Source organism: Paenirhizobium selenitireducens ATCC BAA-1503 (genome assembly GCF_900492185.1).
In the GTDB taxonomy this organism is placed as follows: Bacteria; Pseudomonadota; Alphaproteobacteria; order Rhizobiales; family Rhizobiaceae; genus Allorhizobium; species Allorhizobium selenitireducens_A.
This window is the reverse complement of record NZ_UEYP01000009.1, coordinates 53788-67165: the sequence shown is the minus strand read 5'-3', so window position 1 is coordinate 67165 and position 13378 is coordinate 53788. Positions and strand designations below refer to the sequence as shown.

Sequence of the window (13378 nt, the reverse complement as noted above, 5' to 3'; positions counted from 1 at the left end):
CCACACCCCTTGCCCGCCGGGAAGGTTTCGGAGGCATCTGTGGATTGTGGTAAGAAGCCGCATCTGCCCCCGACTTGTTCAACCTTTATCCACAGGATGCCGTTTTGGCCCGGCCTGAAAAAGCCTTTGTATTTTATCAGTTTATCGGCTTTTGCCCAACTGCTCAGCCAAACCGCTGAGATTCTTCCTTATCTCTTGGGAGGTGAGGCAAAGCTGGGGTTTGTCTGTGGAACAGCTTTAATCCTTGATAGCCACAGACTCTTAGAAATAGAAGAAGATTCAATTATCTTTTCTTTTTTAAGAGGGCAGGTGCCTTGAGCGGTAGCGAACGCAAGATTCTCGAAGTTCTGAATGGCAGGACAGTGACCCCACCGCCGATCTGGTTGATGCGGCAGGCGGGACGCTACCTTCCGGAATATCGCAAGACCCGCGCAGAGGCCGGGAGCTTTCTCGATCTCTGCTACACGCCCGACTTTGCCGTCGAGGTAACGCTCCAGCCTATTCGTCGCTATGGCTTCGATGCGGCGATCCTGTTTTCGGACATTCTCGTCATTCCCGATGCCCTGAAGCGCAATGTGCGTTTCACGGAAGGACACGGGCCGCAGATGGACCCGATCGATGCGGACGGCATTCGCAATCTGGCGGCCGATGGTTTCATGGCGCATCTGGAACCGGTGATCGAAACGGTGCGGCGGCTGCGTCGGGAACTGCCAGGGGAGACGACGTTGCTCGGCTTCTGTGGCGCGCCCTGGACGGTGGCCACCTATATGATTGCCGGACACGGTACACCCGACCAGGCCCCCGCCCGCCTGTTCGCCTATCGTGATCCGGAAGCGTTCGACCATCTTCTCGATTTGCTGGCCGATATGTCTGCCACCTATCTGGTCGCCCAGATCGATGCCGGCGCGGATGCTGTCCAGATCTTCGATTCCTGGGCCGGTGTGCTGGGGGAGGAAGAGTTCGACAGATATTGCACGCGGCCGATGGCGCGGATCATTGCTTCGGTTAAGGCACAGAGACCCGGCGCTCGGGTCATCGCCTTCGCCAAGGGGGCCGGCCTGTTGTTGAAAGATTATCGGCAGAAGACCGGTGCTGATGCCATCGGGCTCGATTGGACGGTGCCGTTGAGTTTTGCAGCGGAACTGCAAAAGGACGGACCGGTGCAGGGCAATCTCGATCCGATGCGCGTCGTCGCGGGAGGTCGGGCGCTCGAGGAAGGGATTGATCGAATCCTGGACAAGCTCGGGCATGGTCCGCTGATCTTCAATCTCGGCCACGGCATTACGCCCCAGGCGGATCCGGAAAACGTGACGGCCCTTGTCCGGCGCGTGCGCGGCATGAAGGATTAGGGTCATGGAACGGCAGACGGATGCGGCACCCGGACGGAGGGCGGCCAAAAAGGCGGCAACAGCGCTGGTGTTCTTCGGGGCGATCGCTCTTGCGATCGTGGTGTTCGGCGACGATGCGGCCTATCCCTGGATCAAGGCGCTGCATGTGATTGCCATCATCTCGTGGATGGCCGGCATGCTCTACATGCCGCGTCTGTTCATCTACCACGGTGATTGCAAGCCGGATTCGGACCAGGCCCGCACCTTCAGCATCATGGAGGAACGCCTGATGAAGGTGATCATGAATCCCGCCATGGTTGTTTCGTGGGTACTTGGCCTCTACATCGCCTGGAGTGTCTACCAGTTCCAGGGCGGCTGGCTGCATGCCAAGCTGGCGGCGGTGTTTGTTCTTTCCGGCGTGCACGGATACTTTGCCAAATCGGTGAAGGCGTTCGGCCGCGGCGACTATGTCGGCAATGCCCGTTTCTGGCGGCTGATGAATGAAGTTCCGACGCTGCTGATGATTGCCATCGTCATTCTCGTCGTCGTCAAGCCGTTCTGAGACGCTCCGTCCTCGGCTTCGGCATTATTTTCGGCCAATTTTGCTTTTCGCTTGCGGGCAAATGGCTGAATCGCTATTTTCCCGCAATCTCATCTTCTCGGCTTGCGTAACATTCTGTCATTTGCGGCCCTCGCGATCGTACCGAATTCAACCGGCTCGCCATCCCCTTAAAAAATAATCAGAAGAACGTGGTCCATCTTCATGGCTGAAATGAAGCTACAAGAACTCAAGAGCAAGTCGCCTACCGATCTCCTGACCTTTGCCGAATCGCTGGAAGTCGAGAACGCCAGCACGATGCGCAAACAGGAATTGATGTTCGCGATTCTCAAGATGCTGGCTGCCCAGGATGTGGAGATCATCGGCGAAGGCGTCGTCGAGGTCCTTCAGGATGGCTTCGGTTTCCTTCGCTCGGCCAATGCCAACTACCTGCCGGGTCCGGACGACATCTACATCTCGCCCTCGCAGATCCGCCGCTTCTCCCTGAAGACGGGCGATACCGTCGAGGGGCCGATCCGCGGGCCGAAGGAGGGTGAGCGCTATTTCGCCCTGTTGAAGGTCAACACCATCAATTTCGAGGATCCGGAAAAGATCCGCCACAAGGTTCATTTCGACAATCTGACGCCGCTCTACCCGAACGAGCGCTTCAAGATGGAACTTGACGTTCCGACGTCAAAGGATCTGTCTGCCCGAGTCATCGACCTGGTCGCGCCGCTCGGCAAGGGCCAGCGCGGACTGATCGTCGCTCCGCCCCGTACCGGTAAGACCGTTCTCCTGCAGAACATCGCCCATTCCATCACGGCCAATCATCCGGAATGCTACCTCATCGTCCTGCTGATCGACGAGCGCCCGGAAGAAGTGACCGACATGCAGCGCTCGGTGCGCGGCGAGGTGGTTTCCTCGACCTTCGACGAGCCTGCCGTTCGCCACGTGCAGGTCGCCGAAATGGTGATCGAGAAGGCAAAGCGCCTGGTCGAACACGGCCGCGACGTGGTTATCTTGCTCGACTCGATCACGCGTCTCGGTCGCGCCTACAACACGGTCGTGCCGTCGTCCGGCAAGGTCCTCACCGGCGGTGTCGACGCCAACGCCCTGCAGCGGCCCAAGCGCTTCTTCGGCGCGGCCCGTAACATCGAGGAAGGCGGTTCGCTGACGATCATTGCGACGGCGCTGATCGATACCGGCAGCCGCATGGACGAAGTCATCTTCGAAGAGTTCAAGGGCACCGGCAACTCGGAAATCGTGCTCGACCGCAAGGTCGCCGACAAGCGCATCTTCCCGGCGATGGATATTCTGAAATCCGGTACCCGCAAGGAAGACCTGCTCGTGCCGCGTCAGGATCTGCAGAAGATCTTTGTCCTGCGTCGCATCCTGGCTCCCATGGGCACGACCGATGCGATCGAGTTCCTCATCGACAAACTCAAGCAGACCAAGAACAATGGCGACTTCTTCGACTCGATGAACACCTGAGCCGGCGTTCCGTCGGGCCATTGATGAGTATTCGGCGAGCGGCGGTTCACACTGCCGCTCGATTCGCTTCCGTATCGAACTCCGCGATGGGATATGAGGACGATCTTCATGCGCATGACTGTCCGGGAAACAATCTTTGCTTTGTCGTCCGGCGCCCTGCCCTCGGGTGTGGCAATCGTGCGCATCAGCGGAGCAATGGTCGGCGCGATATGCCAGGAACTGGCGGGGAGACTGCCCGAGCCTCGGCGGGCCGCCCTTCGTTCGATTCGTTCCCGCAACGGTTTAATGCTCGATCAGGCGCTGGTGCTGTGGTTTCCGGCCCCGCATTCGTTTACCGGCGAGGATTGCCTCGAGCTTCATCTTCACGGTGGACGTGCACTGATCCGTATCGTGCTGGAGGAACTGGGTTCCTTTGACAATTGCCGGATGGCCGAGGCCGGGGAATTTTCCCGACGCGCCTTCGAGCATGGGAAACTGGATCTCGTCGAGATAGAAGGGCTCTCGGACCTTCTGGCGGCCGATACGGAGATGCAAAGGCGTCTTGCCGTCGAACAAAGCAGCGGCGGCTTGTCTGCGGTGTATGAGACATGGCGGGCGAAGCTCGTCGAGGCCCGTGCGATGATCGAGGCGGAGCTGGATTTTTCCGACGAAGGAGATATTCCAGGATCGGTATCGGAACGCGTATGGGCCGATATGCACGACTTTGCCGGACAACTAGAGCGCGCACTGGCGAACCTCAAGACCGGAGAGATTATCCGCGACGGTTTCAAGGTGGTGATCGCGGGGCGCCCGAACGCGGGAAAATCCAGCCTTCTCAATGCGTTGGCCGGGCGCGATGTGGCTATCGTCACGGAATATGAAGGGACCACGCGCGATATCCTGCATATTGAGCTCGATATAGGCGGGTTTGCGGTTCACTTCTACGACACCGCCGGCCTTCGCGAGACTGCCGAGCCGGTAGAGCGTGAGGGAATCCGTCGGGCCTTGGCCAAGATGGAGGAAGCGGATCTGGTTCTCTCGTTGAGCGATGGTTCGGAACTCGTTGATTTCGTCGAGGTGCCCGCCGGATTGCCGGTGATCCGGGTGCTCACCAAATGTGATCTTATGATCGATTCGGATATGAAACCGACCGGAGATATTCTGGTGTCCAGCGCTTCGGGGGTGGGGATTGACGACCTGAAGCGGAAGGTCCTTTCCCATGTCGAGGCGAGGGTGGGGGCGTTTTCCCTTGCGATTCCGAGTCGCCTGAGGCATGGACAGCAGCTTAACGAGGCGCTTCAGGAGGTCCGTCGGGCGATTGCCGATACCCATCTGGGCCTTGAGATGCGCGCCGAGCATCTTCGGCGGGCGTCAGACGCCCTGGCGCGGATAACCGGTCGCATCGATGTGGAAATGTTGCTCGGGAAGATCTTTTCCGAATTCTGCGTCGGCAAGTGATTCACGTGAAACAGGACCAATGCGCTGGGCGCGTTGGAAGTCTTGATTAACGGTTGAGGACTGAGATGACAGACAAGAGCTTTGATGTGCTCGTCATTGGTGGCGGCCATGCCGGGACGGAGGCGGCCGCTGCTGCTGCCCGCATGGGCGCGAATGTTGCCTTGCTGACGCATCGCGCGGATACCATCGGTGCCATGTCGTGCAATCCGGCGATCGGCGGCCTTGGCAAGGGCCATCTGGTGCGGGAGATCGATGCGCTGGATGGCGTCATGGGTCGGTGCGCGGATCGTGGCGGCATCCAGTTCCGCATGCTGAACCGGCGCAAGGGCCCCGCGGTCTGGGGTCCTCGCACGCAAGCCGACCGCAAGCTCTATCGTCTAGCCGTTCAGGCCGCCCTGGCGGAGTTGGACAACCTCCAGATCATCGAGGGCGACGTCGCATCCTTTTCGGTCGACAAGGCTGGTGCCGTGTGTGCGGTGACCCTGGCTGGTGGACGGGAATTTGGCTGTCGCGCTGCGGTTCTGACCAGCGGCACCTTCTTGCGTGGCCTTATTCACATCGGTGATCGGAAGATTCCGGCTGGCCGCATCGGGGAGGCTCCGTCCCTGGGTCTCAGTGCCGGACTCGCCGCGGCGGAACTGAAGATGGGGCGACTGAAGACCGGTACGCCGGCTCGCCTGGACGGCAAGACAATCCACTGGGGTAACCTTGAGCGGCAAGAAGCCGATTCGGACCCGATACCATTTTCCTTCATGACCGATCGGATTGATACTCCGCAGATAAGCTGCGGTATAACCCGAACAACGGAAGAAACGCACAAGATCATCCGTGACAATATTCACCTTTCCGCCATGTATTCTGGTCAGATTGAAGGTATTGGACCGCGTTATTGTCCTTCTATCGAGGATAAGATCATGCGATTTGGCGACAGAGATGGTCACCAGATCTTCCTCGAGCCCGAGGGATTGGATGACGATACTGTATATCCCAACGGAATTTCCACCTCTCTTCCCGAAGAGGTGCAGAAGGCGTATATTCGGTCCATCCCCGGACTGGAGGATGTGCAGATTCTGCAATTCGGCTACGCGATCGAGTATGATTATGTCGATCCTCGAGAGCTCCAGCCCACGCTCGAAGTGAAGAAAATTCAGGGGCTCTTCCTCGCCGGCCAGATCAATGGCACCACCGGCTATGAAGAGGCGGCAGCCCAGGGCTTGGTTGCGGGGATCAATGCCGCTCGGCTCGCTGGTGGCGACGACGGAGTCGTGTTCAGCAGAACACAGTCGTATATCGGCGTGATGATCGATGATTTGACGAGTGCGGGGGTGACCGAGCCCTACCGCATGTTTACGTCGCGGGCCGAATATAGGCTTTCCCTGCGTGCCGACAATGCGGATATGCGACTGACTCCCTTCGGCATAGAGCTTGGTTGCGTGGGAAGTCCACGAGCCTCGCGATTCAGCAGTTATGCGTCGCAGCGTATATCGACATATGCGGAGCTCGAAGAGCTGACTGTTACGCCGGTCGAGGCGCTGAGCGCGGGCATTTCGGTAAACCAGGATGGGAAACGCCGGACCGGGCGTGAGCTACTCTCCTATCCGGACCTCGGCTGGTCCGATGTGTGCCGCATATGGCCGCATCTCCGCAATGTCCCGGACACGGTCGCAGCTGGCGTTTCGATCGATGCTCTCTATTCGAATTACATCCTTCGACAAACCGCTGATATTTCTGACGTGATGAGTGAAGAAGACCGTCGCATTCCAGCTGAGTTTGACTATTCGGAATTGCCCGGACTGTCGAACGAGCTTAAGCAGAAATTGACCGCCGCCCGCCCGTGGTCGGTCGCTCAGGCGAAGAAGATCAATGGCATGACGCCGGCCGCCGTTTCGCTGTTGATCGCCTGCCTGAGGAAAGCCGAGCCAATGCGCAGGACGGGATGATGAAGAAGAACGATTTCATGGAGGTTGTCGGTGTAAACGTTTCACGTGAAACGCTCGAACGCTTCGATCGTTTTGCGAGTCTCTTCCAGAAATGGGCGCGAACAATCAATCTCGTCGCACCGTCCACCAAGGATAATCTCTGGGAACGACACATCGCCGACAGCGCTCAGATCTTCAAAATTGCTCCGGGACCGAAACATTGGATCGACCTCGGAAGCGGCGGCGGTTTCCCCGGCGTCATCACCGCAATACTGCTGGCGGAACGAGGTGCTGGTTGGGTCGACATGGTGGAGAGCAACCATAAGAAGGCCAGTTTCCTTCGCATGGCGATCACCGAGACTGGTGCTCGGGGTGCCGTTCACGCCATCCGGATCGAGGATGCGCAAACGAAACTGCCGGAATGCGATGCCATTTCCGCCAGAGCGCTGGCCGAACTCGAGCATTTGCTCGATCTTGCGGAACCATGGGCGGTGCGCAATCCTCTGCTCCGCTGCTACTTCCACAAAGGTCGGGATTACCAGCAGGAAATCGAGAAAGCCCGTGGTCGGTGGGGCTTCGATCTGATAGTACACCAGAGTGCCATCGAGCCTGACTCCGTCATCCTGGAGCTGGCGAAAATTCGGCGCCTTAGTCAACCAGCGGCAGGTGCGGAATGACTCTCGAGAAAAATCGGATCATCACCATTGCGAACCAGAAGGGTGGCGTCGGCAAGACGACGACCGCGATCAATCTGGCCACGGCGCTCGCGGCGATCGGCGAGCGCGTTCTGATCGTCGACCTTGACCCGCAGGGCAATGCCAGCACGGGTTTGGGCATTGATCGTCGGGATCGCAAGCTGTCCTCCTATGATGTCTTGGTCGGGACCCATTCGGTCATTGAAGCGGCACTGGATACGGCCGTGCCCAACCTGGCTATCGTCCCCTCGACGCTTGATTTGCTCGGTTTCGAAATGGAGATCGCCCAACAGCCGGATCGTGTCTTCCGGCTCAAGAAGGCGCTCAATACCGAAGAGGCGCGCCGCTACAGCTATGTACTGGTCGATTGCCCGCCCTCCTTCAATCTCCTGACGATGAATGCCATGGCGGCGGCCCATTCAGTTCTGGTGCCATTGCAATGCGAATTCTTTGCCTTGGAGGGGCTCAGCCAACTGCTCGAAACGATCAACCAGGTGCGTCAGACGGTCAATCCGTCCATCGATATCCAGGGGATTGTGCTGACCATGTTCGATGTTCGCAACAATCTGGCTCAACAGGTCGTCAGCGACGTGCGGATGCATCTGGGAGAAAAGGTCTATACGACGCTGATCCCCCGCAATGTCCGTGTTTCCGAGGCGCCGTCCTATGGCAAGCCGGCCATCCTCTACGATCTGAAATGTGCCGGCAGCCAGGCCTATCTGCAGCTGGCCTCGGAGGTTATTCAGCGCGAAAGACAACGCAAGGCAGCGTAGCGGCCGGCGTTGGTTGTTATGGAGTATAATATATGAGTGACGATCTTTCCAAGCGGCGCCTCGGCAGGGGACTGGCCGCCCTGATCGGCGAGATGGACCAGCCGCTGCCGGTCGGTGACAGCCGTCCGAGCGTCAATCCTGACCGTTCGGTGCCCATCGAATTCGTCGCTCGCAACCCGAAGAACCCCCGTCGTTATTTCGATGAGGCGGAGTTGCAGGACCTTGCCGGCTCCATTCGCCAACACGGCATCGTCCAGCCGGTCGTGGTGCGGACACGCGACAAGGATCGGTTTGAAATCATAGCCGGCGAACGACGCTGGCGTGCGGCGCAACTCGCCGGGCTGGTCGAGATCCCCGTGATCGTTCGCGATGTGGACGATCGCACCGCGCTCGAATTGGCGATCGTGGAAAATGTCCAGCGTGCCGACCTCAACCCGCTCGAAGAGGCGCTCGGCTACGAACAGCTGATCGCCGAGCATGGTTACACCCAGAACGATCTCGGAGAAATCATCGGCAAGAGCCGCAGCCACGTCGCCAATAGCCTTCGCCTGCTGAAGCTGCCCGAACCGGTGCGCGATATGCTGGCGGAGGGTAGCCTATCGGCAGGCCATGCCCGGGCGCTTGTTTCGACGCCGGATCCCGTGACCCTGGCCAGAACCATTGCCGCGAAGGGCCTTTCTGTGCGAGATGCGGAAAAGCTCGCCCAGACTCATATCAAGGCGCAGAATGCCCCTCCTGCTGAGCCCCGCGAGCCGAAGGATTCGGATACCGTGGCGCTCGAGCGCAGCTTGACGGATCGCCTGGGGCTGGCGGTCGCCATCAATCACAAGGGCAGCGGCGGTCAGATCAAGATCACCTATCAGAGCCTGGAGCAGCTGGAAGAGATCTGCCGCCTTCTCGAGGGGCGGGGCTAACGCAGTCAGGCGCGACGGTTGCGTCGCGCCGATTGCAGCGTGGAGGACAGCAGCGTCTGCATGGCCAGATTGTCCTCCAGGGCCGCTTTCTGGCGGCTCTGCAAGATGGTCGACTGGATGCGGCTTGCCTCGCGGCCCAGATCCTTCGACGTCCAGTTGCGCAGTGCGCGCTCGATGATCGGCTTGCGGCGGAAGTGAATGCCGCGTCCATGCGATTGCATGACCTGGCCGGCCTGTTGCTGGCGTTCCTCCATTTCGATCCGCATCAGTTCCAGCTGCTGGAATTGCCGCATGCACGATTGCAGCACCAGGAAGACGGGCGTCTTGGACGTGACGATCTTCTGTATGGCGTGAAGGAAGGCATCCGGTTCGCCGGACAGAACGGCGTCGACCACTTCATCGGTGGAGATTGCGCTGGCATCGCCGATGATTTCCGTAACGTGAGATTCGTCGATCATCGGTTCATGCAGGCAATAGAGCAGAAGCTTACGGATTTCGTTGCGCGACGCGATGCGGTCGCCGCCCAATGATTCCGCCAGTAATTGCCGTGCCGCCGGGGTGATCCGCTGGCCAGCGGCGGAAAGTTCTGAATCGATCAGGGCATTCAGTGCCTTGGCGTCGTCCTGATAGCAGGGGACAATTGCCACGGTCCGCGCCGGTTCGGCCACCTTGCGCAGCGCAGAACCCTTTTTCAGGTCTCCCGCCTCGATGATCACCGTGCAGCTCTCAGGCGGCGTTTCGGCGATGATCTGCAATCCGTCGACCAGAGCCTTTTCATTGGCAGCGCCGCGAACCCACACCACCTTGTCTCCCCCGAAGAGGCCGAGGGCGTTGACCTCGTCCATCAGCCGCCCCGGATCGGAGGTAATGTCGCCGACATCGAGCCGTGTCAGCGCGAAACTGTCGGCCAGGTCTATCCCTGTCGCTGCGGCGATCTGGGCCGCCCGTTCCGCCACCAGGCCGCGGTCCGGCCCATAGATCACAAAGATCCGGTAGAACTTGACCGACTTCTGCAGAAAGCCTTCGAATTCGTGGGATTTGACCTCGACCATGATCCGGGCGCCCTCAGCGCCCGAGAACCATGGCGAGATCGGCGCGGATCAGTTCGGCAAGTTCGCGCGCCGCGCGGTTCTCGGCATCGCGCACTGCCCTCAGCTTGGCAAATTCCTGGGCGGGAAAGTCGACCAGGGATACCACCTGGCGATGACCGGCCTTCAGCACGGTATTGTCCGAGACCCGTTCCAGCGTGTAGTCGGCCGAGACCGTGACTCGTCCGGCCCTGGCCGTATCGGACGACTGCTCGAGCATGACGCCGGTCAGATCGGACTCGACCTTGAGGTCAACCCTATACTGCGGCGCTGCGGGTTCACCCGTCCCTCCCCCGGTCATGAAGATCAACTGGTTGCGAACCTCCAGTTCGACCCGATCATCGGCGTCCGAATAGGCGATGGCGCCGAGGTTCTCGCGGGTCGCTGCCGTGTCGTCATAGAGAGGGCGCACCTGGCACGAAGCCAGGTGCATCGACAGGCCGAGGCAGATCAGCAGGCTGGTCCGGCGAGCCGGAACGCGGAAGGGGTCAGACGACAATGTTCACAATCCTCAACGGAACGACGATGATCTTCTTCGGAGCCTGCCCGTTCAGGGCCGATTTCACGGTGTCGAGTGCGAGAACCGCTTCCTTTACCGCATCTTGGTCCGCGTCGCGGGCGATTGTCAATTCAGCGCGTTTCTTGCCATTGATCTGAACCGGCAGGATGACTTCGTCAAGCTGCAGCAGGTCCGGATCGAATGCGGGCCAGGTCGCGGTGGCCACCAGTCCTTCGCGGCCGAGGACGCGCCAGCATTCCTCCGCCAGATGCGGCGTCATCGGGCTGATCAGCTGCACCAGGATCTCTGTCGCGTTCTTCACGGCAGCAATCATGGGCGCATCGACCTTGCCATTGGCGACTTCGGTCAGCGGGCCGGCGAGCGCATTGACGAGTTCGTAGATGCGGGCAACCGCCTTGTTGAAGGCGAGCTTGTCGTAATCGCCCTGCACGGCGGCCAGCGTGCGATGCGCAGCCTGGGAAACGGCAAGGGCTGCACCCTCTTTAGCCGGATTCGCCGCAACCGAGGACATTGCCTCGGACGCTTCGGAAATCAGCCGCCAGACGCGTTGGACGAAACGATGCGCGCCCTCGACGCCGGCTTCCGACCAGATCACGTCGCGATCGGGTGGCGAGTCGGACAGGACGAAGAACCGGGCCGTGTCGGCGCCGTAAGAGGCGATGATGTCATCCGGGTCGACGACGTTCTTCTTCGACTTCGACATCTTCTCGATCGAGCCGATCGTCACTTCCTCACCGGTCTCGAGCAGCACGGCGCGTCGCGCGCCATCGACTTCCTCGATGCGGATGTCGGCCGGCGCGACCCATTGTCCGTGGGCGCCGGAACCGAGCTTGTAGGTCTCATGCACAACCATGCCCTGGGTGAACAGGCCCTTGAACGGTTCGCTGAGGTTGACATGGCCGGTCTCGCGCATGGCGCGGGTAAAGAAGCGCGAGTAGAGCAGGTGCAGGATCGCGTGCTCGATGCCGCCGATATACTGGTCGACCGGAAGCCAGTGGTCGGCGATCGCCGGAACCGTCGGGAGATCTTCGCGCGGCGCGGTGAAGCGGGCGAAGTACCAGCTGGAATCGACGAAGGTATCCATGGTGTCGGTTTCACGGCGCGCATCCTTGCCGCATTGCGGGCAGGCGACATGGCGCCAGGTCGCGTGGCGATCCAGCGGATTGCCGGGCACGTCGAAAGTCACATCGTCCGGCAGCTTGACCGGAAGATCCTTTTTCGGCACGGGCACGACGCCACAAGCCTCGCAATGGATGACCGGGATCGGGCAGCCCCAGTAGCGCTGGCGCGAAATACCCCAGTCGCGCAGGCGGAACTGCACCTTGCGTTCTCCCTGCGGCGCATTGCCGAGCATGGTCTGAGAGAGCCGGTCCGCGACGACCTTGAAGGCCCCTTCCGTGTCCAGTCCATCGAGGAAGCGCGAATTGATCATCACGCCGTCGCCGTCATAGGCGGTATCGCCGACCGTAAAGGTTGCGGCGTCGCCGTCCTTCGGCATGACCACCGGCACCACCGGAAGGTCATACTTGCGGGCGAAATCGAGGTCGCGCTGGTCGCCCGACGGGCAGCCGAAGATCGCGCCGGTGCCGTAGTCCATCAGGACGAAATTGGCGACATAGACCGGCAGCTCCCACGACGCGTCGAAGGGATGGCGAACCTTGACGCCGGTATCCATGCCTCTCTTCTCGGCCGTTTCCAGCGCCGCCAGCGAGGTGCCCGCGCGACGGCACTCGTCGCAGAAGGCGGCAATCTCGGCATTGCCTTCCGCAACCGCCTTGGCCAGTGGATGGTCGGCGGCGATTGCCAGGAAGGAGGCGCCGAACAGGGTGTCGGGACGGGTGGTGTAAACGGTGACCTCGGAATGACCTGCCGGGGCTGACCCGGCGATCTCCCAGCGCAGTGTCAGGCCTTCCGAGCGGCCGATCCAGTTCTTCTGCATCAGCCGCACTTTTTCCGGCCACTGGTCGAGCGTATCCAGCGCGTCGAGCAGGTCCTGGCTGAAGTCGGTGATGCGGAAGAACCATTGCGTCAACTCGCGCTGCTCGACGAGCGCGCCGGAACGCCAGCCGCGCCCTTCGATGACCTGTTCGTTGGCAAGCACGGTATGGTCGACCGGGTCCCAGTTCACCTTGGACTGCTTGCGATAGACCAGCCCCTTCTCCATCATGTCGAGGAAGAGATACTGCTGGCGGTGGTAGTATTCGACATCGCAGGTGGCGAACTCGCGCGACCAGTCGAGCGACAGGCCCATCGATTTCAGCTGGCCCCGCATGGTGGCGATGTTCTGGTAGGTCCACTCCTTCGGGTGAACCTTGTTCTGCATGGCGGCGTTTTCCGCCGGCATACCGAACGCGTCCCAGCCCATCGGATGCAGGACATTATAGCCGCGGGCGCGCTTGTAGCGCGCAACCACGTCGCCCATGGCATAATTGCGCACATGGCCCATATGGATGCGGCCCGACGGATAGGGGAACATCTCGAGGACGTAATACTTTTCGCGCTTGTCGTTATTGTCGGTGACGAAGACGCCTGCTTCGGACCATTTCGCCTGCCAGCGGGGCTCGGCGTCGCGCGGATTGTAACGTTCGGTGGCCATATTTCGCATTTCCGGAATAGCTAGGAAGGATGCGCCGACCTTCACCACGAAACCGGCCAAGCGTCAAGTTTCGCAGCCC

12 protein-coding genes are annotated in these 13378 nt (G+C 60.3%); 9 read left to right on the top strand and 3 right to left on the bottom strand.

What is annotated here, in order from left to right:
* The first annotated feature begins 39 nt into the window (after positions 1 to 39).
* The 9 genes from RHIZ70P_RS22810 (at position 40) to RHIZ70P_RS15670 (ending at position 9095) form a co-directional block, all read left to right on the top strand.
* Positions 40 to 318, top strand: coding sequence for a hypothetical protein (locus RHIZ70P_RS22810; protein ID WP_147294009.1), 279 nt, complete (start codon positions 40 to 42; stop codon positions 316 to 318).
* Entirely contained in the window at positions 315 to 1349 is a 1035-nt protein-coding gene (hemE, locus tag RHIZ70P_RS15705) for a uroporphyrinogen decarboxylase (RefSeq protein WP_115671420.1), read from the top strand. The genes RHIZ70P_RS22810 and hemE overlap by 4 nt, the downstream gene beginning before the upstream one ends.
* A gap of 4 nt (positions 1350 to 1353) precedes the next feature.
* A complete protein-coding gene (hemJ, locus tag RHIZ70P_RS15700; protein ID WP_115671419.1) occupies positions 1354 to 1890 on the top strand; it encodes a protoporphyrinogen oxidase HemJ in 537 nt (178 codons plus the stop codon).
* 201 nt (positions 1891 to 2091) lie between these two features.
* A complete protein-coding gene (rho, locus tag RHIZ70P_RS15695; RefSeq protein ID WP_115671418.1) occupies positions 2092 to 3357 on the top strand; it encodes a transcription termination factor Rho in 1266 nt (421 codons plus the stop codon).
* A gap of 114 nt (positions 3358 to 3471) precedes the next feature.
* The gene (mnmE, locus tag RHIZ70P_RS15690) at positions 3472 to 4794 is read left to right on the top strand and encodes a tRNA uridine-5-carboxymethylaminomethyl(34) synthesis GTPase MnmE (protein ID WP_115671476.1); all 1323 of its coding nucleotides are present in this window, start codon (positions 3472 to 3474) and stop codon (positions 4792 to 4794) included.
* Positions 4795 to 4859: 65 nt separating this feature from the next.
* Positions 4860 to 6734, top strand: coding sequence for a tRNA uridine-5-carboxymethylaminomethyl(34) synthesis enzyme MnmG (mnmG, locus tag RHIZ70P_RS15685; protein ID WP_115671417.1), 1875 nt, complete (start codon positions 4860 to 4862; stop codon positions 6732 to 6734).
* A gap of 17 nt (positions 6735 to 6751) precedes the next feature.
* Complete coding sequence (rsmG, locus tag RHIZ70P_RS15680) at positions 6752 to 7390, top strand: 16S rRNA (guanine(527)-N(7))-methyltransferase RsmG (protein WP_115671475.1); 639 nt, start codon at positions 6752 to 6754, stop codon at positions 7388 to 7390.
* Entirely contained in the window at positions 7387 to 8181 is a 795-nt protein-coding gene (locus RHIZ70P_RS15675; RefSeq protein ID WP_115671416.1) for a ParA family protein, read from the top strand. The genes rsmG and RHIZ70P_RS15675 overlap by 4 nt, the downstream gene beginning before the upstream one ends.
* Before the next feature lie 32 nt (positions 8182 to 8213).
* Positions 8214 to 9095 carry a ParB/RepB/Spo0J family partition protein gene (locus RHIZ70P_RS15670; protein ID WP_115671415.1) on the top strand — a complete coding sequence of 294 codons (882 nt, stop codon included), beginning with the start codon at positions 8214 to 8216 and terminating at the stop codon, positions 9093 to 9095.
* 5 nt (positions 9096 to 9100) lie between these two features.
* On the opposite strand, the gene holA is transcribed toward RHIZ70P_RS15670, so the two are convergent.
* From holA to leuS, 3 genes are read right to left on the bottom strand one after another with little or no spacing between them, the layout of a single operon-like run.
* A complete protein-coding gene (holA, locus tag RHIZ70P_RS15665) occupies positions 9101 to 10147 on the bottom strand; it encodes a DNA polymerase III subunit delta (RefSeq protein ID WP_115671414.1) in 1047 nt (348 codons plus the stop codon).
* Positions 10148 to 10160: 13 nt separating this feature from the next.
* Positions 10161 to 10682 carry an LPS assembly lipoprotein LptE gene (lptE, locus tag RHIZ70P_RS15660; protein WP_235842249.1) on the bottom strand — a complete coding sequence of 174 codons (522 nt, stop codon included), beginning with the start codon at positions 10680 to 10682 and terminating at the stop codon, positions 10161 to 10163.
* Positions 10672 to 13299: a leucine--tRNA ligase gene (gene leuS, locus RHIZ70P_RS15655; RefSeq protein WP_115671413.1), complete on the bottom strand. Its 2628-nt coding sequence runs from the start codon at positions 13297 to 13299 to the stop codon at positions 10672 to 10674. The genes lptE and leuS overlap by 11 nt, the downstream gene beginning before the upstream one ends.
* Positions 13300 to 13378 lie beyond the last annotated feature (79 nt).